This window comes from Inquilinus sp. OTU3971 (assembly GCF_038440215.1).
In genome coordinates this window covers 1-22,697 of sequence record NZ_JASATH010000011.1, presented here as the reverse complement: position 1 = coordinate 22,697, position 22,697 = coordinate 1, and the positions used below count along the sequence as shown (strand labels likewise).

At 69.4% G+C, this 22,697-nt stretch carries 21 protein-coding genes and 1 pseudogene; 14 read left to right on the top strand and 8 right to left on the bottom strand.

Annotation, left to right across the window (positions count from 1 at the left end; translation table 11 throughout):
* Nucleotides 1-133: 133 nt before the first annotated feature.
* The gene (locus AAHM41_RS04740; protein WP_342235364.1) at nucleotides 134-1,231 is read left to right on the top strand and encodes an SEL1-like repeat protein; all 1,098 of its coding nucleotides are present in this window, start codon (nucleotides 134-136) and stop codon (nucleotides 1,229-1,231) included.
* Between the two features lie 41 nt (nucleotides 1,232-1,272).
* On the opposite strand, the gene AAHM41_RS04735 is transcribed toward AAHM41_RS04740, so the two are convergent.
* From AAHM41_RS04735 to AAHM41_RS04710, 6 genes are read right to left on the bottom strand one after another with little or no spacing between them, the layout of a single operon-like run.
* Nucleotides 1,273-1,395 carry a hypothetical protein gene (locus AAHM41_RS04735; RefSeq protein ID WP_342235363.1) on the bottom strand — a complete coding sequence of 41 codons (123 nt, stop codon included), beginning with the start codon at nucleotides 1,393-1,395 and terminating at the stop codon, nucleotides 1,273-1,275.
* Complete coding sequence (locus AAHM41_RS04730) at nucleotides 1,382-3,022, bottom strand: ABC transporter ATP-binding protein (RefSeq protein ID WP_342235362.1); 1,641 nt, start codon at nucleotides 3,020-3,022, stop codon at nucleotides 1,382-1,384. The genes AAHM41_RS04735 and AAHM41_RS04730 overlap by 14 nt, the downstream gene beginning before the upstream one ends.
* On the bottom strand, nucleotides 3,019-3,831 hold the full coding sequence (locus AAHM41_RS04725) for a creatininase family protein (protein WP_342235361.1): 813 nt from the start codon (nucleotides 3,829-3,831) through the stop codon (nucleotides 3,019-3,021). The genes AAHM41_RS04730 and AAHM41_RS04725 overlap by 4 nt, the downstream gene beginning before the upstream one ends.
* Nucleotides 3,832-3,836: 5 nt before the next feature.
* On the bottom strand, nucleotides 3,837-5,414 hold the full coding sequence (locus AAHM41_RS04720) for an ABC transporter substrate-binding protein (protein WP_342235360.1): 1,578 nt from the start codon (nucleotides 5,412-5,414) through the stop codon (nucleotides 3,837-3,839).
* 31 nt (nucleotides 5,415-5,445) lie between these two features.
* Nucleotides 5,446-6,282: an ABC transporter permease gene (locus AAHM41_RS04715; protein WP_342235359.1), complete on the bottom strand. Its 837-nt coding sequence runs from the start codon at nucleotides 6,280-6,282 to the stop codon at nucleotides 5,446-5,448.
* A gap of 10 nt (nucleotides 6,283-6,292) precedes the next feature.
* Nucleotides 6,293-7,213, bottom strand: coding sequence for an ABC transporter permease (locus AAHM41_RS04710; protein ID WP_342235358.1), 921 nt, complete (start codon nucleotides 7,211-7,213; stop codon nucleotides 6,293-6,295).
* A 162-nt stretch (nucleotides 7,214-7,375) separates the two neighbouring features.
* Here AAHM41_RS04710 and AAHM41_RS04705 point away from each other — a divergent pair, with 162 nt between their 5' ends.
* The 4 genes from AAHM41_RS04705 (at nucleotide 7,376) to AAHM41_RS04690 (ending at nucleotide 13,141) form a co-directional block, all read left to right on the top strand.
* Nucleotides 7,376-8,284: a LysR substrate-binding domain-containing protein gene (locus AAHM41_RS04705; RefSeq protein WP_342235357.1), complete on the top strand. Its 909-nt coding sequence runs from the start codon at nucleotides 7,376-7,378 to the stop codon at nucleotides 8,282-8,284.
* A 53-nt stretch (nucleotides 8,285-8,337) separates the two neighbouring features.
* On the top strand, nucleotides 8,338-8,799 hold the full coding sequence (locus tag AAHM41_RS04700; RefSeq protein ID WP_342235356.1) for a MarR family winged helix-turn-helix transcriptional regulator: 462 nt from the start codon (nucleotides 8,338-8,340) through the stop codon (nucleotides 8,797-8,799).
* 113 nt (nucleotides 8,800-8,912) lie between these two features.
* Nucleotides 8,913-10,025: an efflux RND transporter periplasmic adaptor subunit gene (locus AAHM41_RS04695; RefSeq protein ID WP_342235355.1), complete on the top strand. Its 1,113-nt coding sequence runs from the start codon at nucleotides 8,913-8,915 to the stop codon at nucleotides 10,023-10,025.
* Nucleotides 10,022-13,141 (top strand): efflux RND transporter permease subunit, encoded by a 3,120-nt coding sequence (locus tag AAHM41_RS04690; RefSeq protein ID WP_342235354.1) that lies wholly within the window; start codon nucleotides 10,022-10,024, stop codon nucleotides 13,139-13,141. The genes AAHM41_RS04695 and AAHM41_RS04690 overlap by 4 nt, the downstream gene beginning before the upstream one ends.
* Before the next feature lie 64 nt (nucleotides 13,142-13,205).
* Here the strand turns inward: AAHM41_RS04690 and AAHM41_RS04685 are convergent, their stop codons facing one another.
* Nucleotides 13,206-14,435 carry an MFS transporter gene (locus AAHM41_RS04685; protein WP_342235353.1) on the bottom strand — a complete coding sequence of 410 codons (1,230 nt, stop codon included), beginning with the start codon at nucleotides 14,433-14,435 and terminating at the stop codon, nucleotides 13,206-13,208.
* Nucleotides 14,432-15,076 carry an ArsR/SmtB family transcription factor gene (locus AAHM41_RS04680; RefSeq protein ID WP_342235352.1) on the bottom strand — a complete coding sequence of 215 codons (645 nt, stop codon included), beginning with the start codon at nucleotides 15,074-15,076 and terminating at the stop codon, nucleotides 14,432-14,434. Before AAHM41_RS04680 ends, AAHM41_RS04685 begins: the two co-directional genes overlap by 4 nt.
* 253 nt (nucleotides 15,077-15,329) lie before the next feature.
* On the opposite strand from AAHM41_RS04680, the gene AAHM41_RS04675 reads away from it, so the two are divergent.
* The 9 genes and pseudogenes from AAHM41_RS04675 to AAHM41_RS04635 all read left to right on the top strand — a co-directional run.
* On the top strand, nucleotides 15,330-15,674 hold the full coding sequence (locus tag AAHM41_RS04675) for a hypothetical protein (protein WP_342235351.1): 345 nt from the start codon (nucleotides 15,330-15,332) through the stop codon (nucleotides 15,672-15,674).
* A gap of 248 nt (nucleotides 15,675-15,922) precedes the next feature.
* A complete protein-coding gene (locus tag AAHM41_RS04670; RefSeq protein WP_342235350.1) occupies nucleotides 15,923-16,333 on the top strand; it encodes a hypothetical protein in 411 nt (136 codons plus the stop codon).
* A gap of 239 nt (nucleotides 16,334-16,572) precedes the next feature.
* Nucleotides 16,573-17,550 (top strand): LacI family DNA-binding transcriptional regulator, encoded by a 978-nt coding sequence (locus tag AAHM41_RS04665; RefSeq protein WP_342235349.1) that lies wholly within the window; start codon nucleotides 16,573-16,575, stop codon nucleotides 17,548-17,550.
* Nucleotides 17,547-18,572, top strand: a complete 1,026-nt coding sequence (locus tag AAHM41_RS04660) for a polyamine ABC transporter substrate-binding protein (RefSeq protein ID WP_342235348.1) — start codon at nucleotides 17,547-17,549, stop codon at nucleotides 18,570-18,572. The genes AAHM41_RS04665 and AAHM41_RS04660 overlap by 4 nt, the downstream gene beginning before the upstream one ends.
* A 13-nt stretch (nucleotides 18,573-18,585) precedes the next feature.
* Nucleotides 18,586-19,416, top strand: coding sequence for an ABC transporter permease (locus AAHM41_RS04655; protein WP_342235347.1), 831 nt, complete (start codon nucleotides 18,586-18,588; stop codon nucleotides 19,414-19,416).
* The gene (locus AAHM41_RS04650; RefSeq protein ID WP_342235346.1) at nucleotides 19,416-20,189 is read left to right on the top strand and encodes an ABC transporter permease; all 774 of its coding nucleotides are present in this window, start codon (nucleotides 19,416-19,418) and stop codon (nucleotides 20,187-20,189) included. Before AAHM41_RS04655 ends, AAHM41_RS04650 begins: the two co-directional genes overlap by 1 nt.
* Nucleotides 20,182-21,204 carry an ABC transporter ATP-binding protein gene (locus tag AAHM41_RS04645; RefSeq protein WP_342235345.1) on the top strand — a complete coding sequence of 341 codons (1,023 nt, stop codon included), beginning with the start codon at nucleotides 20,182-20,184 and terminating at the stop codon, nucleotides 21,202-21,204. Before AAHM41_RS04650 ends, AAHM41_RS04645 begins: the two co-directional genes overlap by 8 nt.
* Nucleotides 21,201-22,136, top strand: coding sequence for a nucleoside hydrolase (locus tag AAHM41_RS04640; RefSeq protein ID WP_342235344.1), 936 nt, complete (start codon nucleotides 21,201-21,203; stop codon nucleotides 22,134-22,136). The genes AAHM41_RS04645 and AAHM41_RS04640 overlap by 4 nt, the downstream gene beginning before the upstream one ends.
* Nucleotides 22,133-22,697: pseudogene (locus AAHM41_RS04635) on the top strand (hypothetical protein); the annotation flags it as partial. The gene AAHM41_RS04640 and the pseudogene AAHM41_RS04635, both read left to right, overlap by 4 nt.

The window sequence follows — 22,697 nt, the reverse complement described above, 5'->3', positions numbered from 1 at the left end:
GAGTCATCGTCCAACGGCCCGCCGGTGAATGTCCCCTGCCAAGTCGCCATCGGACGGGCCGGGAGACGGCGCCATCGGGGCTTGGCCGGCGCATGGGCGCGCCATCTCGATTCAGCAACGGCGAGGAGGTCCGGTGAAATCACTGGCCGATGATGCGACCAGCCTCGAGCGTGAGCCGAACCCTGTGCACCGGGGTGCCGCCCGCCACGCGGTGGCGGTCCTGCTCGGCTTCACCGTGGTCGGCTGCTCCACGCTGGACGATCTGGGGCTGGGCTGGGGCGACGCCGCTTCGGCCGAAGCGCCGCAAGCATCCGATTCTGCAACCGCTGCCACAGTCATTACTCCACAGGCCGCGCCCGCGGCTCCGGCGCCCGTCGTCAGGGCGGCCGCACCATCGCCGCATATCCCGGACGGTGACCCGGCAGCCCAGTTGCAGCTGCCGGACAACGCCTCTGCCGAACTGCGCGATCTGGCGCGCAAGGCCGTCGCCGGCGACGCGAACGCCGAGTATCAGATCGCCACCGCCTTCGCACAGGGCGCGGGCGTGCCGCAGAGCTATGAGCACGCCGCCTACTGGTACCGCCGCGCCGCCGACCAGGGTAAAGCCGATGCCGCTTATGCGTTCGGCTTTCTGTGGGAGCAAGGCCTCGGCGTGCCACGCGACGCGAGAGAGGCGATGAATTGGTTCCGCAGGGCCAGTGTCACCGGCAAGCCGCGCGGTGCGTATGAGGTGGGCCGCCTCTATGAAGCCGGCGAGCTCGGGCCGCCCAACCCGGTGATGGCCGCCGGCTGGTACCGGATCGCAGCCAAGGCCGGCGACGAGCAGGGAAAGCAGGCGCTGGCAAGGCTGCAAGCGGCCCTGGACGCCGGGCGTCTGGCACCGGCCCAAACCACTGCGGCCGCCGAGAGCCCGCAGCAGGTCCCGGGCAACCGGGCGGCGCCGGGGCCGGCCGGCCCCGGCCAGACGGCAGCCGTGCCGCCGGCCGCGACCGCCGCGCCACCGGCAATCGCGCCTGACCTGCCGGCCAGCAGCGCCCAGATCAGGGAAATCCAGCTGCTGCTGGGGAAGCTGAACCTGGATGCCGGTCGGGCGAATGGCCGGCTCGGGCGCAAGACCCGGGCCGCGATCGCCACCTTCCAGGGGAGCCACGGTCTGCCGATCACGGGGCGGCCCTCGGCAGCGTTGCTGGAGGCGCTGCGCACTGCCGCCGAGCCGCCCCGCTTCGATTGACCAGGGCGGTCGGCTTGCTCAAGGCGCCAGCGTAATGGAGATCAGCCTTGGACACCCTCCTGGTCGGCGGCGGCGACCAGGCGGCTGGCGCCGGAGAGGTCGCCCAGCTTCTGACCAGCCTGGGCGATCTGCGGCGGCACGGCGCCGATCTCATACTTTCTCATGCAGCATCGTTCCTTCCGGCCCGGCTGTGTCCCGGCCCCAGTCGCGCCCGGGCACGGCCGACAGCAGCTCGCGGGTGTAAGCCTCGCGCGGGGCGCCGAAGAGGGCGGCGGGCTCGCCCTCCTCGACGATGCGGCCCTGGCGCATCACGGCGATGCGGTCGCAGATCCGGCTGGCCACGCGCAGGTCATGGGTGATGAACAGCATGGCGAAGCCGAGCCGCTGCTGCATTTCGGCCAGCAGGTCCAGGATCTGGGCCTGGACCGAGACGTCGAGCGCCGAGACGGATTCGTCGGCGATCAGCAGGTCCGGCTCGATCGCCAGCGCCCGGGCGATGCAGATGCGCTGGCGCTGGCCGCCGGAGAATTCATGCGGGAACCGGCCGGCCGCCTCGGCGTCGAGGCCGACGGCCTGCAGCAGCTTCAACGCGCGCTGCCGGGCCTCGGCCCGGTCGACGCCGTGGATCACCGGCCCCTCGGCGATCGCGGCGCCGACGCTCTGCCGCGGGTCGAGCGCGCTGTAGGGATCCTGGAACACGATCTGAACCCGCCGCCGTGCCGCCCGCAGCGCCCTGCCCCTGAGGGCGGAGAAGGAGCCGCCCGGCAGCACGATGTCGCCGCGCTCGGGCTCGATCAGCCGGATGACGCATTGCGCCAAAGTGGACTTGCCGGAGCCGGATTCGCCGACCAGCCCCAGCGTCTCGCCACGGCGGATCTCGACATCGACTCCGTCCACCGCCTTGACGCTGCGGCCGCCGCCGAACAGCCCGGACTTGCGGAAGGTCTTGGCGATGCCTTTGGCCGAGACGGCGACCGGGCCCAGCCCCGGCCGGGCGCGGCGCGGCTCCAGCATCGGCACCGCGGCCAGCAGGTCGCGGGTGTAGGCCGCCTCCGGCCGGCGCAGCACGCGGTCGCGGGGCCCTTCCTCGACCAGCCTTCCGTTCTGCATCACCGCGACCCGGTCGGCGATCTCGGCGACCACGCCGAAATCATGGGTGATGAACAGGATGCCGGTGCCGTGCCGCTGCCGCAGATCCAGCATCAGCCGCAGTATCTGCGCCTGGGTGGTGACGTCGAGCGCGGTGGTCGGTTCGTCGGCGATCAGGATGGCGGGGTCCAGCGCCAGCGCGGTCGCGATCATCACGCGCTGGCACTGCCCGCCGGACAGCTGGTGCGGATAGCTGTGATACAGCTGCTCGGGGTCGGGCAGGCGGACCTCACGGAACAGCGCCAGCACGCGCTCGCGGATCTCGGCGGCGGAGAGCTTCGTGTGCAGCCGGAAGGTCTCGGCCACCTGGTCGCCGACCCGGTAGATCGGGTTCAGCGCGGCGCTCGGCTCCTGGAAGATCATGGCGATGCGCCGGCCGGCCAGGTCGCGCCGCTCGCGCTCGGCCAGGGCCAGCAGGTCGCGGCCCTCGAAGATCACGCGGCCGCTCGGCGCCGGCAGGTTGGCCGGCAGCAGGCCCATCACCGCCAGCGCCGTCATCGACTTGCCGGAGCCGGATTCGCCGACGACGCAGAGGATCTCGCCACGGCCGAGCGCCAGCGACAGGTTCGAGACGGCGTCCAGCCGCTCCGCCGCAGGCGGCAGCTTCACGCGCAGATTCTCGATGGCGAGGAGGGAACTCATGCCGGCGTCGCCTCGACCCGGCGCGGGTCGCAGCGGCGGAAATGGGCGACGAAGCGGGCGGTGAAGCCGGTGATGTGCTCGACGATGCGGGCGCCGATCGTGGCATCGGCCAGGGTCGGGTCGCCGCCCAGCATGCCGTCCGGGTTGACCTCGGTGACGTCGAGCGGCACCTGCACCGCCAGCCCCTCGAAGCTGACCGCGGCGACGCCGTCGGTCGGCAGGCCGAAGGCCTGGGACGGCGTCGCCGGGCGCACCAGATCGGGCCGCATCAGCTCCGGGAACAGGTGCAGATAGACCGAGGTCAGCGGGTCGCCGCCATGGCCGCGGGCCTGGGCGGCCCTGTCGCCGTGCAGCTCGCGCCACAGCTCGGGCGGGATCAGGCGCCAGATGTTCAGCGCCGCCACCGCCACGCCGCGCTGGCGCCGCAGGCGGCGCAGCGCCTGGTCGATCAGCGGCGCGTTCGAGCTGTGGCCGTTGAACACGACCAGATGCTCGACGCCATGGTCGAGGAAGGCAGTCACCGTATCCTCCAGCACCGCCGAGAAGGTCTCGGCGCGCAGCTGGATGCCGCCCGGCACGGTGCGGAAGAAATCGGCATAGCCGAAGGGGACGGTGGGGGCGGCGATCGCATCCGCCGCCTCCGCCGCCAACAGCGACAGCCGCTCGGTCAGCATGTAGTCGCCCATCGGGGCGTGCGGGCCCTGCTCCTCCTGGCTGCCGAAGGGCAGCAGGACGACCGGGCGCTCGGCCAGACGCTCGCGGAACTCCACGAAGGTCATGTCCTTCAGGGCGTACTTGCGCAGCGGCATCGGTCTCAGCCCAGCTTCAGATAGCCGCCATACATGCGCATGTCGCTGTCGCCGATCGGCGTCCACGCGATGTCGCCGCGATGCGCCCAGTTGTAGACGCTCTTCCACAGATAGAAGCCCGGCGTGACCCGCTGCCATTCCTCCGACAAGGCGAGATAGGCGGCCTTGCGCTTCTCGAACTCGATCTCCTTCTCGAAAGCGCGGCCGAGCTCGACGAATTTCTCGGTCGGCGTCCAGGTCTTCCAGCTCGCAGTGGAGCGGGTCGCGGTCGGGCCCCAGTCCAGCCACAGCGGCTGGTATGGGTCGCCCGGGATGAAGTCCGAGCTCATCGACATGTTCATCAAATGGTAGGGGCGGCGGTAGACCAGCTCGAAATTGTCCAGCACCTGCGCCTCGACATTGACGCCGATCTCGCGCCACTGCTCGACCATGATCTCGGCCGCGGCCTCGTAGTTCGGATAGAACTGCCGGGTGATGTGCCACAGCAGCTTCTGGCCGTCATAGCTGGTCTCCTTGACCAGGGCCTTGGCCCGCTCCGGGTCGTAGGGCAGCTTCGGCTTCAGATCGGGGTCGTAGAACTTGCCGTATTCCGTGAAGTTGAACGGCACCGCCGGGTGGAAGGTGGCATCGCCGAACAGGGCCGTGACGATCTCGTCCATGTTGACGCCCTGGACCATGGCGTAGCGCAGCTTCGGGTCGACCAGCGGATTGTCCGGCGGGTCGGGCAGGGTGTTGAAGGCGAAGGCCGGGTAGTTCTCGACCTGGCGCCGGACCAGCTTGATTTCGGGATAGCCCTGCAGCGTCGGCTCCTGGTCGGTCGGGATGTTGACGATGAAGTCGAACTCCTTCGACACCAGCCCGGCCAGGCGTGCCGCGAATTCCGGCACGATCTTCCACACCAGCTGCCGCGCCGGCGGCGGGTCGCCCCAATAACCGTCGAAGGCGTCGAGCACCATCGCCTCGCCGGAGCGGAAGGTGGTGACCTTGTAGGGTCCGGTGCCGATCGGCGCCTGGCCGAAGCGGTCGACGCCGACCTCGAGATAGTATTTCTTCGGCACCACCAGGCCGATATTGCCGGTCAGCTTGCCCGGGACGTTCGGGTCGGGCGTGGCGGTCTCGATCTCGATGGTGTGGGGGCCGGTCGCCTCGACCCGCTTGAAGCCGGCGGTGAAGGTTCTGCCGCGCGGCTCGAACGGCTTCGGCCCCCACAGCCGGTCGGCGCCGAGGGTGAAGGCGACGTCCTCGGCCGTCATCTCCGTGCCGTCGTGGAACTTCACGCCCTGGCGCAGCTCGATGGTCCAGACCGTGCCGTTCCGCTCCCACTTCGTCGCCAGCTTCGGCGCCAGCGCCAGGCCGTTCGGGTCGGAGAGGTAGTCGCGCTCGATCAGCGCCTCGTAGAAGTTCGGGAAGATCCGGTTGGAGGTGGTGCTGAGGCCGTTGATCGGCGACATCGTCTGCCACAGGTTGTCGACCGCGATGGTCAGCGCCGGCCGGTCCGCCGCCCGCCCGTATCGCAGCGGCGTTGCCAGCGAGACGGCGCCGGCGCCGAGCGCCAGCTTGCCGAAACCGCGTCTTGTGAACATCGAAGCCTCCTTTGTTTGTCTGGTCCGGGTCTCAGGCGGTGCGGTGGCGCAGCATCGGGTCCAGCCGGTCGCGCAGCCAGTCGCCGACGATGCTCATCGACAGGGTGACGGCGAAGATCACCAGCCCGGGCCAGACCGCGATCCACCAGGCGCTGGACAGGTATTCGCGGCCGTCGCCGAGGATCTGGCCCAGGCTGGTCAAGGGCGGCTGGATGCCGAGGCCGAGGAAGCTCAGCGAGGTCTCGAGCAGGATGATCTGCGGGAAGTTCAGCGTGATCTGGACGATCAGCGCGCTCGCCACATTCGGCAGGATGTGCCGCAGGTAGAGGCGCATCGGCGCGGCGCCCAGCGCCACCACCGCCTTGGCATAGGGCTGGCTGGCGGCGGACAGGACCACGCCGCGCGCCAGCCGGGCGTAGGATTCCCAGCCATGCAGCCCCATCAGGATGACGAACAGCGTCAGGCTGTTGCCGAAGAAGGCCAGGAGGGTCAGCGCGATCAGGATGAAGGGCAGGGACGCCTGGAAGTCGACCAGCATCATCAGCGACTCCTCGACCCAGCCGCGGAAATGCGCAGCGATGAAGCCGATGGTGCAGCCGACCACCGCCCCGATCACCGTGCCGGCGACGGCGACCGACAGCGACATCTGCAGCCCGCCGACCAGCCGGGCCACCATGTCGCGGCCGAGGCGGTCGGTGCCGAGCAGGTAGCGCGGGTCGCCGCCCAGGAAGGACGGCGGCTTGAGCCGGGCGAGCAGGTTCTGCTGGGTCACGCCGTAGGGCGTCAGCCAGCCGCCGAACAGGGCGGCCAGCAGCGCCGCTGCCAGGATCGCGAAAGCCGCTGCGAGGAGCCAGGGGAAGCGCCGCATCGCCCGGCCCTCAGCGCGCCGTGCGGATGCGCGGGTCGAGCAGCCCGTACAGCAGGTCGACCGCGAGATTGGCCGCGACCATGGTGACGGCGACCAGCAGCACCAGCGCCTGCACCACGGCGAGGTCGCGCGAGGTCACGGCGGTGACCAGCAGCCGGCCGATGCCCGGCCAGGCGAACACCGTCTCCACCACCACCGCGCCGCCGACCAGCGCGCCGAGATTGAGGCCGATGACGGTGACGATCGGGATGGCGGCGTTGGGCAAGGCGTGGCGCAGCACCCGGTACAAAGGCGGCGCGCCCTTCGCCGCCGCGGCGCGCATATAGGGTCTGTCCAGCACCTCCAGCATCGCCGAGCGGGTGAAGCGCGCCAGCGTGCCGGCGGTGTAGACGCCGAGGGTCGCGGCCGGCATCAAGAGGTGCAGGATCGAGCCGGTGCCGGAGCTCGGCAGCCATTGCAGGGTCAGGGAGAACAACAGGATCAGCAGGATGCCGAGGAAGAAGTTCGGCAGGGCGAAGCCGAACACGGCGAAGCCCATCACCAGCCGGTCGAGGGCGGAGCCGCGGCGCAGCGCCGCGACGATGCCGGCCGGCACCCCGACCAGGATGGCGACGGCATAGGCGGAGAGGCCGAGCAGCACGGTCCAGGGCACGCGCTCGGCGATGATCTCGGTCACCGACCTTCCGTCGCGGTAGGAGGTGCCGAACTCGCCCGACGCCATCTGCACGACGTAGCGCAGATACTGCTCGGGCAGCGGCCGGTCGAGGCCCCAGGCCTCGCGGAACTGGGCGATCTCCTCGATCGTGGCGTCGGGGCCCAGCAGCGACTGCACCGGGTCGCCCGAGACCCGCAGGACGATGAAGGCGAAGGTCACGACGAACCAGAGCGTCAGGAGGGTCCGCGCGGCTTTCACCGACCAGAAGCGCACCATGCAGCAGCCTTCTCCGTTGTCGGGGGCGGGCAGGGCCGGTCTCGGGAGGGGGCCCGCGATCGGCAGGACAGCGGCCGATCCGGGACGTCGAAGGCGCTAGCGAACCACAGCGATCCCATGGGATCTATCACAAAAATACAAAGGCATTTATATCTCGCAGATATGAATAGGGGCATCGAGCTGCGGCATCTGACCTACTTCGCCTGCCTGGCGGAGGAGCTGCATTTCGGCCGCGCCGCCGACCGCCTCGGCATGGCCCAGGCGCCGCTCAGCCAGCAGATCCGGCAGCTGGAGGAGCGGATGGGTGTGCGCCTGTTCGACCGCACCACGCGGCGGGTCAAGCTGACCGCGGCCGGCGAGATCCTGCTGCGCCATGCGCGCGACGTGCTGAGCGGCCTGGACCGCGCCATCTCCCACACCAGGGCGATCTCGGGCGAGCATGTCGGCCACCTCGTCGTCGGCGGCGTGCATCTGGCGCTGTCGCAGTTCCTGCCCGCCATCATCCGCGCGTTCCGCCAGGATTATCCCGCGGTCTCCGTCGACGTCGTGCCCCTGACCACGGCCGAGCAGCTGAAGACCCTGGACACCGGCGGCATCAACGTCGCCTTCATCCGGCCGACCACCGCGGCCGGCTTCATGCAGATGGAGCGGCTGTCGAGCGAGGGCTTCGTCGCAGTGCTGCCCCGGACGCATCCGCTCGCGGCCAAGCCCGACCTGTCGCTGCGCGACTTCTCCGGCCAGCCCTTCATCGGCTATGCGCCGATCCTCGGCGCCAGCTACAGCAACCTTGTGCTGGAGGCATTCCGCCAGGCCGGGGTGCGGCCGATGGTGGTGCAGGACGCCTCGCACACCCTGTCGATCGTCACCCTCGCCGCCGCCGGCGTCGGCCTCGGCATCGTGCCGTCCTGGGTGGCGCACATGCCGCTGCCGGAACTGGCCTACCGACCGCTCGACGACCTGCCGCAGGCGGTGGAGCTGGCCATCGCCTGGCCGGCCGGCGAGACCTCGCCGGCGGTGCTCGACTTCGTCCGCATCTCCCGCCTCGTCGCGGCGCAGCGCCGGGCGAACTAATCCCAAAATCGTTCTTCTTGACAATACGTTCATATGCACCTATTTTGGACGGCATGTCACCTTCCAGCATTCTCGACGACGAAACCGCCGACCTCATCGCCCGCACCTGCCTGTGCCAGCGCATCCAGCGGGCGGGGCGGATCATCGGTCGGCGTTTCGACGAAGCGTTCCGGTCGCTCGGGATCAACAACTGGCAATTCTCGGTCCTCGCCGCGCTCAGGCAGCTTCGCTCCCCGACCATCGGCGAATTGGCGGAGACGCTCGGGATGGACCGCACGACCCTGACCAAGAACCTGAAGCCGCTGTCCCGGCGCGAGCTTCTGCGCGTGTCCACCGACGAGCACGATGCGAGGGCACGGCGCGTCACCCTGACGGAGGCCGGGGGAGAGATCCTCGCCGGCGCCAAGGAAGGTTGGCATCAGGCTCAGCGGGCGGTTGCTGCGGGCATCCCGCCGGAAGAGCTGGCGCAGCTGACATCCTCGCTGGAGCGCTTCCAGGCTGCGGGCAGGGGCTGAGCGATGGGCACGAATCTCGAAGCTTCGTCATATACGTGCATATCCACTGATTTGCGGACATGCGCCCGATCCGGCCTCCCGGGGCGCCCGCCCCAGTTTTCGGAAACCCGCTCATGAAAAAGACACGCCTCCTGCTCTTCGTGGCTCTCCCGCTGCTGGCCGCGGGCGCGGTGAGCCTCCTCGTGGTCACGGGTTCGGCCGAAGAGCGGAGGGCGCAGGACGATCCGCGCAGCGCTTCGCCGGTCGTCGCGATCGCCGAAGCCAAGCGGGTCGGGCATGTCGAGCGCGCGTTCACCGGTTCGATATCGGCGCGGGTGCAGAGCAATCTCGGCTTCCGCGTGCCCGGCAAGATCGTCGAACGCATGGTCGATATCGGCGAGCGGGTCGCTGCCGGCCAGCCCCTCATGCGCATCGACGAAAGCGACCTGCGCCTCGCCCTGACGGCCAGGCAGAACGCGGTCGCCGCCGCCCGCGCAGTCGCGGTGCAGGCCCGCGCGGACGACAAGAGATACGCCGATCTCGTTGCCAAGGGATGGGCGACGAAGCAGCGCCATGAGCAGGCCAAGGCGGCGCTGGATTCCGCCGAGGCGCAGCTCGCCGCCGCCGAAGCCGAGGCCCGGGTTGCGGCGAACGAGGCCGGCTATTCCACCATCGAGGCCGACGCGGACGGCGTCGTCGTCGAGACGCTCGGCGAACCCGGCCAGGTGGTCTCGGCCGGACAGGTGGTGGTGCGGCTCGCCCATGCCGGGCCGCGCGAGGCCATCGTCGCACTTCCCGAGGCGGTCAGGCCGGCCATGGGCTCGCAGGCCGAGGCGACCGTCTACGGCCTCGACAAGCGGCGCTGGCCCGCTCGCCTGCGGCAATTGTCGGATTCAGCCGACCCGCAGACCCGGACCTACGAGGCGCGCTACGTGCTGGATGGCGATGCGGCATCGGCGCCGCTGGGCGCGACGGTGACGTTGTGGATCGCGGATGCCGATGCCGCCCAGGACGTCGAGGTCCCGATCGGCGCCGTCCTGGACGACGGCGGCAGGACCGGCGTCTGGGTGATCGACCAGGCCAAATCCACGGTCGGCTTCAGGCCGGTGACGATCCGCCGGCTCGGCGGCGAAACCGCGATCGTGTCGGGCATCGAACCCGGTACGCGGATCGCGGCGCTGGGCGCCCACCTCCTTCATGACGGCGAGGCCGTCCGCATTCTGGTGGCAAAGGCGGAATCGCCATGAGCTTCAATCTTTCGGCGCTCGCCGTCCGCGAGCGCTCGGCGACGCTGTTCTTCATCATCGCGATCGCGATCGCCGGCGCCTTCGCCTTCCTCGAGCTCGGCCGCGCCGAGGATCCCGCCTTCACCGTGAAGACGTTGACCGTCACCACCGCCTGGCCGGGCGCGACGGCGCAGGAGATGCAGGACCTGGTCGCCGAGCCGCTCGAGAAGCGGCTCCAGGAGCTGGCCTGGTACGACCGGGTCGAGACCATGGTGCGGCCCGGGTTGGCCTTCATGACGCTCACCCTGAAGGACAGCACTCCGCCCTCGGCGGTGCAGGAGCAGTTCTACCAGGCCCGCAAGAAGCTGGGCGACGAGGCCCGCAAGCTGCCCGCCGGGGCCATGGGCCCGTTCGTGAACGACGAGTACTCGGACGTCAGCTTCGCGTTGTACGCGCTGAAGGCCAAGGGCATGCCGATGCGCACGCTGGTCCGGCAGGCCGAAGCGATCCGCCAGCAGCTCCTCCAGGTGCCCGGCGTCAAGAAGATCGACATTCTCGGCGAGCGGCCGGAACGGATCTTCGTCGAGTTCTCCTATGCGAAGCTGGTCACGCTCGGCGTCTCGGCGCAGGACATCTTCGTCGCCCTGCAGCGGCAGAACGCGGTGACGCCGGCGGGTTCGATCGACACCGAGGGACCGCAGGTCTTCATTCGCCTCGACGGCGCCTATGACGATCTTCAGAAGATCGCCGACACGCCGATCACCGCCGGCGGCCGCACGCTCAAGCTCTCCGACATCGCCGATGTCCGGCGCGGATACGAGGACCCGGCGACCTTCATCATCCGCCATCAGGGCGAGCCGGCCTTGATGCTGTCCGTGGTGATGCAGGACGGCTGGAACGGCCTCGATCTCGGCCGCGCGCTGGAGGCGGAGACGGCGAAGGTCGCCGGTGCCCTGCCGCTCGGGCTCAGCCTGACCAAGGTGACCGACCAGGCCGTGAACATCACGGATTCGGTCGACGAGTTCATGCTGAAGTTCTTCATGGCGCTCGGGGTCGTGCTGCTGGTCAGCCTGCTCAGCCTCGGCTGGCGGGTCGGCATCGTCGTCGCGGCCGCGGTTCCTCTCACCCTCGCGGTCGTCTTCCTGGTCATGCTGGAGACCGGCCGCTTCTTCGACCGCATCACGCTCGGCGCCCTGATCCTCGCGCTCGGACTGCTGGTCGACGACGCTATCATCGCCATCGAGGTGATGGTGGTGAAGATGGAAGAGGGCATGGACCGGATCGCGGCCGCGGCCTATGCCTGGAGCCATACGGCGGCGCCGATGCTGTCGGGGACGCTGGTGACGGTGGTCGGGCTGATGCCGGTCGGCTTCGCGCGCTCGACGGCCGGCGAATATGCCGGGAACATCTTCTGGATCGTGGGCTTCGCCCTGATCGCCTCCTGGGTCGTGGCGGTCGCCGTCACGCCCTATCTGGGCGTGAAGCTGCTGCCCGCGATCAAGCCGGTCGAAGGCGGGCACCAGGCCATCTACGACACGCCGAACTACCGGCGCCTGCGCCGGGTCATCGCCTTCGCCGTGCGCCACAAAATCCTCACCTGCGGCGCGGTGGGCGTGGTCTTCGCGCTCTCCGTCATCGGCATGGGCGCGGTGAAGCAGCAATTCTTCCCGACCTCCGATCGTCCCGAGGTGCTGGTCGAGGTGCGCATGCCGGAGGGCACGAGCATCGCGACGACGGAGCGGGCGGTCGAGACGGTCGAGCGCTGGCTGGCGGACCAGCCGGAGGCGAAGATCGTCACCAGCTATGTCGGCCAGGGCGCGCCGCGCTTCTTCCTGGCCATGTCCCCGGAGCTGCCCGACCCCGCCTTCGCCAAGATCGTCATCCTGACACCCGATGCGGAGGCTCGCGAAGCCCTGAAGCTCCGGCTGCGCGCGGCCGTGGCCGAGGGGCTCGCGCCCGAAGCCTATCTGCGCATCACCCAGCTGGTGTTCGGCCCCTATACGCCGTTCCCGGTCGAGTTCCGGATCATGGGGCCGGACGCCGACGAACTGCGCCGGATTTCCGAGAGGGCCCTCGCCATCATGCGGGGCGTTCCCGACGTGCAGCAGGCCAATCGCGACTGGGGCAATCGCGTGCCGACCCTGCGCTATGTCCTCGACCAGGATCGGCTGCGCCTGATCGGCCTGTCGCCGGCGGAAGCGGCGCAGCAGCTGCAGTTCCTGCTCACCGGCGTCACCGTCACGCAGGTCCGCGAGAACATCCGCACCGTCGACGTGGTGGCCCGCAGCGCCGGTGGAGAACGGCTCGATCCCGCCCGCCTCACCGACTTTTCCCTTACCAGCCGCGATGGGCGCCTGATCCCGCTCGACCAGATCGGCCATGCCGAGGTGCGCATGGAAGATCCGATCATGAAGCGGCGCGACCGGACCCCGACGATCGCCGTCCGCTCCGACATCGGCGAGGCCACCCAGCCGCCCGAAGTCTCGAAGCATGTCATGCAGGCCCTGCAGCCGCTGATCGCCTCGCTGCCCGAGGGCTATCGCATCGAGATGGGCGGCTCGATCGAGGAGGCGGGGAAGGCGAACGCCGCGCTCGCCGCCGTGTTCCCGGTCATGGTCGCCCTGATGCTGGTCTTCATCATGCTGCAGGTCCGCTCCTTCTCGGCGACCGCCATGGTGATGCTGACCGCCCCGCTCGGCCTCGTCGGCGCCGTGCCGATCCTGCTCGCCTTCAACCAGCCCTTCGGCTTCAACGCGATCCTGGGGCTGATCGGGCTCGCCGGCATCCTGATGCGCAACACGCTGATCCTGATCGGGCAGATCAAGGAGAACAGGGATGCCGGGCTCGACGACTACCACGCCGTGATCGAGGCGACGGTGCAGCGTGCCCGCCCGGTCATCCTGACGGCGCTCGCCGCCGTGCTGGCCTTCGTCCCGCTGACCCATTCGGTGTTCTGGGGGTCCATGGCCTACACGCTGATCGGCGGGACGGCCATCGGCACTGTGCTCATCCTGCTGTTCCTGCCGGCGCTCTACGCCGCCTGGTTCCGGGTGAAGCCGGCGGATGCCCTCTCGCCGGAAGCCGGCCTTGGTCACGAACACCGTGAGGCGATCCCCGCTCCGGCCGGTGCCGAGTGACGAGCGCATACGCCGCTAAGCGCGGAGTCCAGGTTCAGGACTCATTGGACCTTCACGCCTTTGCTCACGATGCGTTGCCGTCTGCGATCCGTCGTTTTTCGAAGCCGCGGAAGCTCTTGCGCGCCAGCGGAAGCAGCGTTGCCGCCAGATAGGCAGCCCCGGTCAGCAGCAGCGCAGCGGGAAGGCCGATGCCGCTGACCAACGCGCCGCCGAAGAGTCCGCCGAACGGGATCAGGGTCCAGCAGAGCGCGGTGCTCATCGAGGTGACACGGCCGATCAGGGGCTTGGGGATCCGCTCGAACATGACGGCCGACAGGATCGGATTGAGGAAACCCGAGGCAAACCCGCCAATCGCCAGGGTGGCGAAGACCAGGGCGAGCGGCACGTCCATCGCGAGAACGAGAAAGCGCGGAAATCCGGTCAGGAGAAAGGCGGCCGTATAGACGATAAGACGCGGCATCCGCTCACCGATGGAGGCGGCGATGGCCGCACCCACCATGGAGGTGCCGGAGAACACCGCCAGCATCGCCCCCAGCAATTCGGGGCCGTGACCTGCATCCAATGTCCAGACCGGCAGGAGGACGGCGTGAAAGGCCTGATCCAGGAGATTGGTGGCCGCCACCATGGTGACGATGCCCATCAGCACCGCATCCCGGCGCAGAAAGGTCCAGCCCTCCCACAGGTCCCGGCCATAGGAGGCCGTCCCCGCGGCCGGGGTGTGGCGCAGCACGGGAATGCCCACCCCGACGATCAGGGCGGCGACGGCGAAGGTGACGGCGTTGAAGACAAGGGCCTGGGCCGGACCGGTCACGGCGATCAGCGCGCCGGCGCCGGCCGCACCGACCGTCGATGCCAAACGTTCGATGGTGCCGACGACGCCGGTCACCCGTTCCAGCGGCACCGCCGCCAGCTCCGCGATGTCCGGAACCATCGATTGCTTGGCCGCGTCGGACGGGCCGCGCAGCACGCCGACGACGAAGACGATCGGAAGCAGGACCGGGACGGTGAGCATGCCCAGGAGATGCAGCAGGGGCACCAGCCCGACCGCGATCACCGAGGCCGCATCGCAGACGGTGGCGATCCGTTTCGGGCCGACACGGTCGATCAGCGGGCCGCCCAGCGCCTTGGCGACGACATAGGGCAGCGTCTCCATCAGCGCCACCAGTCCGGTCGCCACCGGGCTGCCCGTCGTGCTCAGCACCAGCCAGGGGATGGCGATCGTCGACAGTCTCGTGCCGGAAATCGAGAAGGTCTCGGCGACGGCCAGGGCGAGAAAGGGCGCGCGTGCGCTCACGGCCCGGCATCCTCCTCACGGTGCGGGATGCGGCCCGGATAGGGAAAGGCACGCAGCATGATGGTGAAGGGCGCCATGTCCGGGGGCATCGGTTCCCCCAAAGGCGGGGCGTCCCGCATCGCTTCCAGCATGATGTCGGTCAGCCGCCTGGTCAGGGCCTCGGCCTGCTCCGCCGTCAGCGGGACGGTGATGTCGCTGGCTGTGGCGGCCTTGCGCCATCGGGCCGGCAGCTCGGCATATTCCTCGACAGCCTGCTGCATCTGGCCGACCTGCAGGGACAGCGCCGCCTGGCTGAAGGCGACGCCGGCATCCAATTCCGCGCCCTCGGCATCCGTCTCGAGCACGGATGTCAATTCGTGGCTGGCCCGCCACCAGCGGTCGCGGCGCGATGGCCCCGGCTTGTCCTCGATGAAGCCATACTGGGCCAACTGGCGGAGGTGATAGCTCGTCGCGCCGCTGTTGAGGCCCAGCCGCGCCGCCAGCTGCGTGGCGGTGGCGGGGCCGTCGACCCTGAGCATGCCCAGCATCCGCAACCGGACCGGATGCGCCAGTGCCTTGAGGGCGGTTGCATCGGGAACGACCCGACGGAGGTTGCGAGGCGCGGACGCGGCGGCAGTCTGACCAAGGCGAGGTGATTTCATCCATCGAGCTTAATTTTACAAATATATATTTGCAAAGATTTATTTGTAAACGCACGAAGGATGCCCCGCTGGTGTCTTCTCTTGGTTGTGAAAATCTGACGCTTGCCGCGCGACGACGACAGCCGGTGTGGGCGGGAAGCGGACTTTATATGAACCCTTGTGTCGGGGACGCCCATCGAGTAGCACCTTGCGCAGGTCGGTCTGGCCGGGTGATATCGAATTCGTAATTGGTCGCGCTCACCTTTAGCTCGATATGGACTACGAAGAATTTCTCTCTGTTCTTGTCATGAAGGCGGTATCGGCCTTGGTTAACCGAGATCGCGCTGAACTGGCGAAAGGGCACTACAGCGTCAGGGGAAGCATAGAGCATTATTTCAACGAAATGGATCTCTACCCTGGGGAGTTTTCTCCGCCAATCACCGAGAGGGATTGCCCTTATCATCTCTACAAACTGAATGACGGAGCGGGCTGGAGGATCGATGCTCCGCTGAAGCTGGCCTCAGGGGAGATTTCCGACTTAGAGGTCAGGCTGGCTATTTACAGGATGCCGACGACTGGCGGATTCTTGATTGAATACCAGGACATCCTTGTTCCATAGCCCATGCCGTTGAAGTTGGCAGGAACCGAGATCTGTCGTTTATCGCGTAGGTCGCCTTCGGGTCGAATCGGGTCAGGTCTGCTGTTTGGAGGCGACCGGGACGGCCGCTTCGGGGCGCGCGTTGGTCCGTCTTGTCGACGGCATTGGGCAGGAAAGCGGACCTGCGGCTGCTTGGAGCGACAGTCAACGACGTATTAGACTTGAAGGAGCTGAAGGCCCAAACGGCATTATCGAAGGAGACGGAGTGAATGACTGATCCTGCCGGATTCCTTGCCGAATTCTCCGACGACGTGTCGGGCCTTCGGCTCGTCATCGAGGATGATGGAAGGGTGTGCTACGGATATCTGATCTCTCCAGATGGGATCATTGGGGACGTTTGGCTGTATAACCGCGGCGCTGCACCAAGCGAGCCAGAATGGGATAATCCGGAGAGAGCGCCATTTGTGAATCCCGCAAGGCTCTCAAAAACGAATTTGCCTTATGTGATTCCAAATTCGTCAGAAGCATTCAAGGTCCACTGGGAAGAAAATGAAAGCGTCTCGATGGCGAGAATTTACATTGATGAAGTGCTCGGAGGCATCCTGGCTCCAGGGGATAAGCCCGGCCAGTCTGCTGCGGCATGTGCTGATGGACCGCTGGCTCGGGTGATAGGGACCTGACCCTCAATGGGGTGGCGGCGTCAGAACACGAGGCTGCAATTTTTACCGCAGATCGTGAACGTCGCCTTTGGGCCGTCTCCCGCCATTCCCCGCCGGTGCCAAGCGTCAGATTTGCACCGCTGGCACCGGCAGCCGAAGCAGCGCGCGGTTTCGGCTTGCGCCGCGGCTGCGCTGCATGGTTAATCGTGCAACCTGCTTAATCGTGATACCAGGGGCCGATGCCCGGCAAGCCGCCCTCCATGCTCGATCTCGCGCGCGCTCTCGGCGTGTCGCGGGCGACCGTGTCGAACGCGCTGCGCGGCAAGGGGCGGCTGTCGCCGGAGCTGGCGGGGCGGATCCGGGCGCTGGCGGCGGAGCTGCGCTATATCCCGGCCCATGCCGGCCGCGCTTTGCGCACCGGCCGCAGCGCCACCATCGGCCTGATCGTGCCGGATTTCGGCCAGCCGCTGTTCCCGATCTTCGCCCAGGCGATCGAGCGCGCCGCCAAGAGCCGCGGCGTCGCCGTGCTGGTCGGCGACAGCCTGGGCACGGCGGCGGGGCAGGCGGCGGAGATCGCCAACCTGCTCGGCCGCGGCATCGACGCGCTGGTGATCATCCCGACCCGCGGCACCACGGTCGATGTCGCCGCGATCCCGGTGCCGGTGGCGGTGATCGACAGCGCCGCCACCCGCGGCAACACGGCGGCGAGCAACCATCGCGACGGCGGCCGCCAGGTCGCCGGCCACCTGATCGGGCTCGGCCACCGCGACATCCTGCTGCTGGCCGGACCGAAGGATTCCAAGGTGGCGCGCGAGCGCACCGACGGCATGCGCGAGGTCTTCGCCCGGGCCGGCATCACCCCGCGAATCCGGCATTCCGTCACCAGCTTCGAGGCGGGGGCGGAGATCGGCGCCGCGGCCGACCTCGCCGGCGTCACCGCCTGCGCCGCGGCCTATGACGCGCTGGCCGTCGGTTTCGTCACCGCCCTGGCCGCGCGCGGGGTGCGAGTGCCGCAGGATGTCTCGGTCACCGGCTTCGACGACCTGATGTGGGCGCGCATCGTCTCGCCGCCGCTGACCACCGTGCGGCAGGACCTCGCCGCCATCGCCGACCATGCGCTGGCCGTCGCCACCGGCGAGCGGCAGGGGGCGCGGCTGTTCCCGGTCGAGCTCGTGCTCCGGGCCTCGACCGCCCGCCCGCGACACGTCAACGACAACCGAAGAGGGGGTGCTTCATGATCTCGACACGGATGGCCGCCGGCGCCGCGCTGGCTGTTCTCGGCTTCTCGCCCGCCTTCGCCGAGACGCCGACGCTGACCATCTCGGTCTACGGCATCGCGCAGGACGCCTATAAGAAGGACCTGTACGATCCGTTCGAGGCGAGCTGCGGCTGCAAGCTGGTGGTCGAGACCGGCAACAGCAGCGAGCGGCTGGCCAAGCTCGAGGCCAACAAGGCGTCGCCGGTGATCGACGTCGCCGCGATCGCCGACTTCAACGCGCTGGAGGCGGCGAAGAAGGACCTGATCCAGCCGATCGACGTGTCGAAGCTGACCAATTACGGCGCGCTCTACGACCTCGCCCAGGACCCGCTCGGCGGCCATCTGGCGGTCGGCTACACCTTCTACTCGACCAGCATCGTCTACCGCTCGGACGAGGTCTCGATCGCCAGCTGGAAGGACCTGTTCAAGCCCGAGCTGGCCGGCCGCATCGCCCTGCCGAACATCACCACCACCCAGGGCCCGCTGGCGATCCACATGATCGACAAGGCCGAGGGCGGCACCACGCCCGACCTCAGGGCCGGCATCGACGCCATCGCCGCGCATCGCGAGGACGTGGTCACCTTCTACGAGCGCGGCTCGCAGATCCCGCAGCTGTTCGAGCAGGAGGAGATCCTGGCGGCGGTGGTCGGGCGCTTCGGCTGGGCCAACATCAAGAAGCTCGACCTGCCGATAAAGTGGGCCACCCCGAGCGAGGGCCAGACCGGCGGCATGAACGTGCTGACCCTGGTCAAGGGCACCAAGAACGAAGAGTTGGCGCTGAAGTTCATCGACTATTGGCTGTCCAGGGAAGTGCAGACGAAGCTGGCCATGGACCTGGTCGACAGCCCGGCGAACCGGACGGTCGAGGTGCCGGCCGAGACGGCCGAGGCGCTGACCTACGGCGCCGAGACCGCGGCCAGCCTGAGCTTCATCAAGCCCGCGGCGATGCTGGAGAACCGCGAGGCCTGGGTCGCCGGCTGGAACGCCAAGGTCGCGCAGTAGGGCCGGAGGCCGCATGTTCGAGAAGCGAGGCATCGGCCTGGCCTTGATGGCGCCCGCCGCGCTGTTCGTCGCGGTCGGCTTCCTGCTGCCGGTCGCGATCCTGCTGGCCGGCAGCTTCCACTCCGCCGGCGGCTGGGGGCTGGAGAACTTCACCGAGTTCTTCGCCAGGCCGCTGAACCGCGACGTGTTCTTCCGCACCTTCCGCCTGGCGCTGACGGTCACGGCGGTGGCGGCGGTGGTCGGCTATGCCGTGGCGCTGGTGATCGTCGACGCCTCGCCCGGGGTGAAGGGCAAGCTGGTCGGTCTCTTGGTGCTGCCGCTGATGATCTCGCCGGTGGCGCGGACCTATGCCTGGCTGGTGATCCTCGGCCGCACCGGCATCGTCAACGTGGCGCTGACCGGGCTCGGCCTGTCGGACGAGCCGATCCGCTTCCTGTTCAGCGAGACCGCGATCTTCATCGGCCTGATCCAGCTGTTCTTCCCGCTGATGGTGCTGCCGCTGGTCAGCGCGCTGGAGAACCTGCCGGCCGATGTGGTGCCGGCGGCCCGGGTGCTCGGCGCCTCCTGGTGGACGGTGTTCCGGCGCATCCTGCTGCCGCTGACCCGCGAGGGGCTGGTGGTCGGCGGCACGCTGGTCTTCGTCGGCTCGCTGACCGCCTATGTCACCCCGGCGATCCTCGGCGGCTCCAAGGTGCTGATGCTGGAGACGCTGATGTACCAGCGCGTCTCGGTCGCCAACGACTACGCCGCCGCCGGGGTCATCGCCGTGATCCTGATCGGCATGAGCATCCTGACCCATGGCGGCCTGAAGCGGCTGGCCACGGCGCGGCGGAGGGCCGGCTGATGCGGATCGCCGGCCACACCCTGCTCGCCGCCGTGATGGTATTCCTGATCGGCCCGTTCCTGCTGATCTGCATCGCCGGCCTGTCCGCCGGCGAGACCCTGGCCTTCCCGCCCCAGGCCCTGTCGCTGCGCTGGGTGGCGAAGGTGTTCGAGGTCGAGAGCTTCCGCTCCAGCTTCGCCCTGTCGCTGGCGCTGGGCCTCGGCGCCACCGGCGCGGCGCTGCTGCTCGGCATCCCCGCCGCCTATGCGCTGGAGCGCTACGAGCTGCCGGGGCGCGAAGCGGTGCGCGGCGTGGTGACGGCGCCGATCATCGTGCCCGGCATCATCGTCGGCCTGGCGCTGCTGCGGCACCTGGTGATCCCGGCCGGCATCCCGGTGATCGCCGCGCTGTTCGTCGCCCACACCGCGCTGCTGGTGCCCTATGCCGTGCGCATCACCTCGGCCAGCCTGAAAAACCTGCGGGTCGACATGGAGGAGGCGGCGGTGCTGCTCGGCGCCAGCCGGGCCGGGGCCTTCTTCCGGGTGGTGCTGCCGAACATCCGCAACGGCATCATGGCCGCCTTCGTCATCGGCTTCGTCACCTCCTTCAACCAGGTGCCGGTGTCGCTGTTCCTGTCCGGCCCCGGGGTCTCGACCCTGCCGATCGACATGATGTTCTACATGGAATTCAACTACGACCCGTCGGTGGCCGCACTGTCGGGCCTGCTGGCCCTGATGTCGCTGGCCATCGTGCTGGTCGCCGAACGCCTGCTGGGGCTGTCCCGCTATGTCTGACGCCTTGCTTCACATCGACGGGCTGACGCTCGCCTATCACGGCCAGGTCGCGGTCGACCGGCTGACCGTGTCGATCCGGCGCGGCGAGCTGGTGGCGCTGCTCGGCCCCTCCGGCTGCGGCAAGACCACGACGATGCGCGCCATCGCCGGGCTGATGGCCCCGGCGGGCGGGCGGATCACCCTGGCCGGGCGTGACATCACCCGGGTGCCGGCCAACAGGCGCGGCGTCGGGCTGGTGTTCCAGTCCTACGCCCTGTTCCCGCATCTGACCGTGGCCGAGAACGTCGCGTTCGGCCTGCGGCTGAAGAAGCTGCCGGAGAAGGAGATCGCCGCCCGGGTCACGGCGGCGCTGGCCAATGTCGGCCTCTCCGGCTTCGCCCAGCGCCTGCCCAAGGCGCTGTCCGGCGGCCAGCAGCAGCGCGTCGCCTTGGCCCGGTCGATCGTGGTCGAACCGCAGCTGCTGCTCCTGGACGAGCCGCTGTCCAACCTCGACGCCCGGCTGCGGCTGGAGATGCGCAGCGAGCTGAGCCGGCTGCAGCGCGAGCTCGGCATCACCATGATCTACGTCACCCACGACCAGGCCGAGGCGCTGGCCCTGGCCGACCGGATCATCGTCATGCGCGCCGGCCAGATCGAGCAGATGGGCCGGCCGGACGAGATCTACGAGGCGCCGCGCTCGCCCTTCGTCGCCCGCTTCATGGGCTTCGAGAACACCTTCGCGGTGGAGCAGGGCAGGTTGGCCACGGCCGGTGGCAGCCTGGCGCCGGGCTTCGCCCTGCCGGCGGCGGCGAAGGCGCTGGGCTGGCGGCCGCAGGCGGTGGCGCTGGGCGCCGGGCCGCATCGCGGCCGGGTGCGCGGCGTCTCCTATCTCGGCCAGACCGTCGAATACCTGCTGGAGACGCCGGCCGGCCCGGTCAAGGCCGAGGTGCCGGCGGCCGCGCCCCGGCACGAGGCGGGGGCGGAGATCGCCTTCGACCTGCCGCTGGCGACGGCGGCGGTGATGGAGCGGGCATGATGCGCCGGGTCTGGATCGACACCGATATGGGTTTCGACGATGCCGTCGCCATCGCCATGGTGGCCGACGCGCCGGATGTCGCGATCGCCGGCCTGTCGCTGGTCGCCGGCAACGCGCCGCTGGACCGGGTGGCGCAGAACGCCCGCGACGCCGCGGCCTTCTTCGGCTGGGGCATGCCGATCCATCCCGGCCGCGACCGGCCGCTGCTCGGCGATCTCGTCACCGCCGCCTATGCCCTCGGCGACGGCGCCATGCCCACGGTCGGCCACGCCCTGCCCGAGGCGGACACGCCGCTGTCCGAGGAGCCGGCGCTGCCGGCATTGGTCCGGTACCTGGAGGAGGGTGGCTCCGAGATCCTGGCGCTGGGGCCGCTGACCAACATCGCGGCCCTGGTGATCGCCCGGTCCGATCTGGCGGCGCGGATCCGGCTGGTCTGGATGGGCGGCAGCGCCGGCCCCGGCAACCACAGCGCGGTCGCCGAGTTCAACGCCGCGGTCGACCCGGAGGCGATCCAGGCGGTGATCGACGCCGGGGTGCGGATCGCCATGGTCGGGCTCGACGCCTGCCGGCCGGTCACGGTCTCGGTCGCCGATGCCGACACGTTGCGCGCCATCGGCGGCGACCGCGCCGCGGTGCTGGCCGACCTGTTGCAGGGCTATGCCTCCATCGGCCAGGCCGGGGTGCCGCATCCGCTCTATGACCCGGTGGCGGCGGCCGCCTGGATCGATCCGGCGACGGTCGGTTTCCGTCCGGCCCGGCTGGATGCCGAGCTGTCCGGCCGGCTGACCCGCGGCATGACCGTCGTCGAATGGCGAGTGCCGCGCAAGGCCGCCCCCAATGCCGACATCGCCACCGTGCCGGACGCCGAGCGCATCCGGGCGATGGCGCTCGGCGCGCTGGAACGCGCCGCACAACCGAAGGTCCAGCCATGACCCGCGAGCCCCACGACCTCGACGATCCCGGCCTGCGCGACCGCGCCGTGCGCGCCGCCCGCGGGCTCGAGTCCTTCGACGTGCTGATCACCGGCGCCCGGCTGGTCGACGTCGCGACCTCGGAGATCCGCGCCGCCGATATCGGCCTGGTCGGCCCGCTGGTCGCCAGCGTGCACGCCCCGGGCAGCCGCGGCGATGCCGGCCGGGTGGTCGATGCCGCCGGCCGCTTCGTCGCGCCCGGGCTGATCGACACGCATATGCATGTCGAAAGCTCGATGGTGACGCCGCGGCGCTATGCCGAGGTGGGGGGGGGGGCGGGGGGCGCGCCCGTCAGCGGGGGCGCGCCCGCCGGGGGGCCCGCGCCCGGCCGGCGCCGCGGGGGGGGGGGGGGGGGGGCCGGGGGGGGGGCGCGGGGGGGGGGGCCGGGGGCGTGCTGCGGCTGCAGGGCTTCATGGAGGGTCTGGCCAAGCGCGGGCGGCGCCCGGCGGCGGAGCTGCCGGGCGAGGGCCCGGCCGGTCTGGCCGAGGGGCGCCGCGCCATGGCCGCGCTGCTGGTGCAGGG

What these genes read in the sequence shown, in the direction of transcription:
- AAHM41_RS04735 (WP_342235363.1), bottom strand. Translation starts at nt 1,395, where the DNA reads ATGAGAAAGTATGAGATCGGCGCCGTGCCGCCGCAGATCGCCCAGGCT.
- AAHM41_RS04730 (WP_342235362.1), bottom strand. Translation starts at nt 3,022, where the DNA reads ATGAGTTCCCTCCTCGCCATCGAGAATCTGCGCGTGAAGCTGCCGCCT.
- AAHM41_RS04725 (WP_342235361.1), bottom strand. Translation starts at nt 3,831, where the DNA reads ATGCCGCTGCGCAAGTACGCCCTGAAGGACATGACCTTCGTGGAGTTC.
- AAHM41_RS04720 (WP_342235360.1), bottom strand. Translation starts at nt 5,414, where the DNA reads ATGTTCACAAGACGCGGTTTCGGCAAGCTGGCGCTCGGCGCCGGCGCC.
- AAHM41_RS04715 (WP_342235359.1), bottom strand. Translation starts at nt 6,282, where the DNA reads ATGCGGCGCTTCCCCTGGCTCCTCGCAGCGGCTTTCGCGATCCTGGCA.
- AAHM41_RS04710 (WP_342235358.1), bottom strand. Translation starts at nt 7,213, where the DNA reads ATGGTGCGCTTCTGGTCGGTGAAAGCCGCGCGGACCCTCCTGACGCTC.
- AAHM41_RS04705 (WP_342235357.1), top strand. Translation starts at nt 7,376, where the DNA reads ATGAATAGGGGCATCGAGCTGCGGCATCTGACCTACTTCGCCTGCCTG.
- AAHM41_RS04700 (WP_342235356.1), top strand. Translation starts at nt 8,338, where the DNA reads ATGTCACCTTCCAGCATTCTCGACGACGAAACCGCCGACCTCATCGCC.
- AAHM41_RS04695 (WP_342235355.1), top strand. Translation starts at nt 8,913, where the DNA reads ATGAAAAAGACACGCCTCCTGCTCTTCGTGGCTCTCCCGCTGCTGGCC.
- AAHM41_RS04690 (WP_342235354.1), top strand. Translation starts at nt 10,022, where the DNA reads ATGAGCTTCAATCTTTCGGCGCTCGCCGTCCGCGAGCGCTCGGCGACG.
- AAHM41_RS04680 (WP_342235352.1), bottom strand. Translation starts at nt 15,076, where the DNA reads ATGAAATCACCTCGCCTTGGTCAGACTGCCGCCGCGTCCGCGCCTCGC.
- AAHM41_RS04675 (WP_342235351.1), top strand. Translation starts at nt 15,330, where the DNA reads ATGGACTACGAAGAATTTCTCTCTGTTCTTGTCATGAAGGCGGTATCG.
- AAHM41_RS04670 (WP_342235350.1), top strand. Translation starts at nt 15,923, where the DNA reads ATGACTGATCCTGCCGGATTCCTTGCCGAATTCTCCGACGACGTGTCG.
- AAHM41_RS04665 (WP_342235349.1), top strand. Translation starts at nt 16,573, where the DNA reads ATGCTCGATCTCGCGCGCGCTCTCGGCGTGTCGCGGGCGACCGTGTCG.
- AAHM41_RS04660 (WP_342235348.1), top strand. Translation starts at nt 17,547, where the DNA reads ATGATCTCGACACGGATGGCCGCCGGCGCCGCGCTGGCTGTTCTCGGC.
- AAHM41_RS04655 (WP_342235347.1), top strand. Translation starts at nt 18,586, where the DNA reads ATGTTCGAGAAGCGAGGCATCGGCCTGGCCTTGATGGCGCCCGCCGCG.
- AAHM41_RS04650 (WP_342235346.1), top strand. Translation starts at nt 19,416, where the DNA reads ATGCGGATCGCCGGCCACACCCTGCTCGCCGCCGTGATGGTATTCCTG.
- AAHM41_RS04645 (WP_342235345.1), top strand. Translation starts at nt 20,182, where the DNA reads ATGTCTGACGCCTTGCTTCACATCGACGGGCTGACGCTCGCCTATCAC.
- AAHM41_RS04640 (WP_342235344.1), top strand. Translation starts at nt 21,201, where the DNA reads ATGATGCGCCGGGTCTGGATCGACACCGATATGGGTTTCGACGATGCC.